At 73.1% G+C, this 2,810-nt stretch carries 3 protein-coding genes; 2 read left to right on the forward strand and 1 reads right to left on the reverse strand.

Annotated features, from left to right (window positions below; translation table 11 throughout):
• Positions 1-181 precede the first annotated feature (181 nt).
• Positions 182-688, forward strand: a complete 507-nt coding sequence (locus A4V12_RS22965) for an Lrp/AsnC family transcriptional regulator (protein WP_064071312.1) — start codon at positions 182-184, stop codon at positions 686-688.
• Positions 689-726: 38 nt separating this feature from the next.
• Positions 727-2,418: a DUF885 domain-containing protein gene (locus tag A4V12_RS22970; RefSeq protein WP_064071313.1), complete on the forward strand. Its 1,692-nt coding sequence runs from the start codon at positions 727-729 to the stop codon at positions 2,416-2,418.
• 36 nt (positions 2,419-2,454) lie between these two features.
• Here A4V12_RS22970 and A4V12_RS22975 read toward each other — a convergent pair.
• A partial coding sequence (locus A4V12_RS22975; protein WP_064071314.1) for a rhodanese-like domain-containing protein occupies positions 2,455-2,810 on the reverse strand: 356 nt, incomplete at its 5' end.

The following is a 2,810-nucleotide window of genomic DNA, read 5'->3' on the forward strand; positions in this document are numbered from 1 at the left end:
CGAGCGGGACGGCGTGCAGGCCCTGGGCGGCGAGGTCGTCGCGTCCGGCGTGCACGGCCTCGGTGGCCAGCGCCCTCGGGGTGGGGAGGGCGGGCGAGGCGTCGAAAGACAGGGCATCCATGGACCGCACTGTGAACATCTACCGGGGAGTAGCGGGAACCGGCCGTGTTACGTTCGGCGAATGAACGATTCTGTCGTCCTGGACACGGTCGACCTGCACATACTTCGCCTTTTGCAGAACGACGCCCGGACCACGTATCGCGATCTGGCCGCCGAGGTGGGGGTCGCGCCCTCCACCTGCCTGGACCGGGTGGCGCGGCTGCGGCGCACCGGTGTGGTGCTCGGCAACCGGCTGCGGCTCGATCCGGCCAAAATCGGCCGCGGCCTGGAGGCGCTGCTGCTGGTGCAGGTGCGTCCGCACCGGCGTGAGCTGATCGGTCCGTTCGTCGACCGCATCCGTGCCCTGCCGGAGTCGAGGGCCCTGTTCCACCTGACCGGGCCGGACGACTACCTGGTGCACGTCGCCGTGGCGGACCCTTCGGACCTGCAGCGTCTCGTGCTGGACGAGTTCACCTCGCAGCGCGAGGTAGCCCGGGTGGAGACCCGGCTGATCTTCCAGCAGTGGGAGTGCGGCCCCCTGCTGCCGCCCGGCGCACCCGCTCATTTGTCAGCCGACCGGGACGGATGAGGGTGACGAGGGGGCCCGTGGCATACCAGGATGGCCTTATGCCAGAGACCTCCAGCAGCGCGCTCCCCCGCATGGTCGCCGACGCCTATGTCGACGCGCTCATCGAACTCGACCCGATCACCGGCACCTACCTGGGCGTCCAGAAGAGCGCCGGACTCCTTCCGGACTTCTCGCCCGCCGGTCAGGAAGAGATCGCCCGGCTGGCCCGTGAGACGCTCGCCCGGCTCGACGAGGCCGAGCGCCTCCCGGGCGCCGGCAGCGACGCCGAGCGGCGCTGCGGGCGGCTCCTGCGGGAGCGCCTCACCGCCGAACTGGCCGTCCACGAGGCGGGCGAGGGCCTGCGCACGGTCAGCAACATGCGCTCGCCGGCGCACAGCGTGCGCATGGTGTTCACCGTGATGCCCACCGGGACGGACGGCGACTGGGCGGCGGTCGCCGAGCGGCTGCGCGCCGTGCCGGCCGCGATCGCCGGGTACCGCGAGTCCCTCGAACTGGGCCTTCAGCGGGGCCTTCCGGGTGGCCCGCGCGCCACGGCGACGTTCGTCGGCCAGCTCACCGAGTGGACGGGGAACGACGGGGCGGGACGCGGCTGGTTCGAGGAGTTCGTGACGGCCGCCCCGGCCCGGTCGCGCCCGGAGCTGGACGCGGCGGCGCGCGGCGCCACCCGGGCGCTGGAGTCGCTGCGCGACTGGATGCGGGACGTGTACGCCCCGGCCGTCAAGGACGCCCCCGACACGGTGGGCCGTGAGCGGTACGCCCGCTGGTCGCGCTACTTCAACGGCAGCGACTGCGACCTGGACGAGGCGTACGCGTACGGCTGGGGCGAGTACCACCGGCTCCTCGCCGAGATGCGGGTCGAGGCGGAGAAGATCCTCCCCGGGGCCGGGCCGTGGGAGGCGCTCGCCCACCTCGACGAGCACGGCACCCACATCGAGGGCGTCGAGGAGGTGCGGGTCTGGCTCCAGCGCCTCATGGACGAGGCCATCGAGGCGCTGGACGGCACGCACTTCGAACTCGCCGAGCGGGTGCGCCGGGTGGAGTCGCGGATCGCCCCGCCGGGCGGCGCGGCGGCCCCGTACTACACCGGCCCCTCCGAGGACTTCTCCCGCCCCGGCCGCACCTGGCTGCCGGTCGACGGCGAGACCCGCTTCCCCGTGTACGACCTGGTGTCCACCTGGTACCACGAGGGCGTGCCGGGGCACCACCTCCAGATCGCGCAGTGGGTGCACGTCGCCGACCGGTTGTCCCGGTACCAGGCGACCATCGGCGGGGTCAGCGCCAACGCGGAGGGCTGGGCGCTGTACGCGGAGCGGCTCATGGACGAGCTCGGGTTCCTGCCCGACCCCGAGCGGCGCCTGGGGTACCTGGACTGCCAGATGATGCGGGCCTGCCGGGTGATCGTGGACATCGGCATGCACCTCGGGCTGGAGATCCCGGCGGATTCGCCGTTCCACCCTGGTGAGCGGTGGACGCCGGAGCTGGCGCAGGAGTTCTTCCAGCTGCACACCAGCCGCCCGCCGGCGTTCGTCGAGAGCGAGCTGACCCGCTACCTGTCGATGCCCGGCCAGGCCATCGGCTACAAGCTGGGCGAGCGGGCCTGGCTGCTGGGGCGCGAGAAGGCCCGCCGGCGGCACGGTGACGCGTTCGACGCCAAGAAGTGGCACATGGCCGCGCTGTCGCAGGGTCCGCTGGGCCTGGACGACCTGGTGGACGAACTCGCCCGGCTGTGACGGCTCGGCTCCGGGCCGCCGGGCGGGCGACGGGTGTCAGCAGCCGCAGTCGGCGGCCTCGACCGGGGCGGTGAGGGGGTCGGCGTCCCGTGTGCGGACGCCCTCCCACGTCTCGTACGCGAAGCCCTCGCGGACCCAGTACTCGAAGCCGCCCAGCATCTCCTTGACCCCGTAGCCGAGTTCGGCGAGGGCGAGGGCCGCGCGCGTGGCGCCGTTGCAGCCCGGCCCCCAGCAGTAGGTGACCACGGGCACCGCCTTGTCGAGCAGTTGCTCCGCCTGCTCGGGGATGAGGGCCGTCGGCAGGTGGACCGCGCCCGGGACGTGGCCCTGGTCGAACGAGGCGGTCGACCGCGAGTCCAGGACGACGAACCCCGGGTCGCCGCCCGCGGCGA

Origin of the sequence: Streptomyces noursei, assembly GCF_001646665.1 — a bacterium.
Classification (GTDB): Bacteria; Actinomycetota; Actinomycetes; order Streptomycetales; family Streptomycetaceae; genus Streptomyces; species Streptomyces lavendulocolor.

Coding starts and splice junctions, on each gene's coding strand:
- A4V12_RS22965 (WP_064071312.1), top strand. CDS start 182: ATGAACGATTCTGTCGTCCTGGACACGGTCGACCTGCACATACTTCGC.
- A4V12_RS22970 (WP_064071313.1), top strand. CDS start 727: ATGCCAGAGACCTCCAGCAGCGCGCTCCCCCGCATGGTCGCCGACGCC.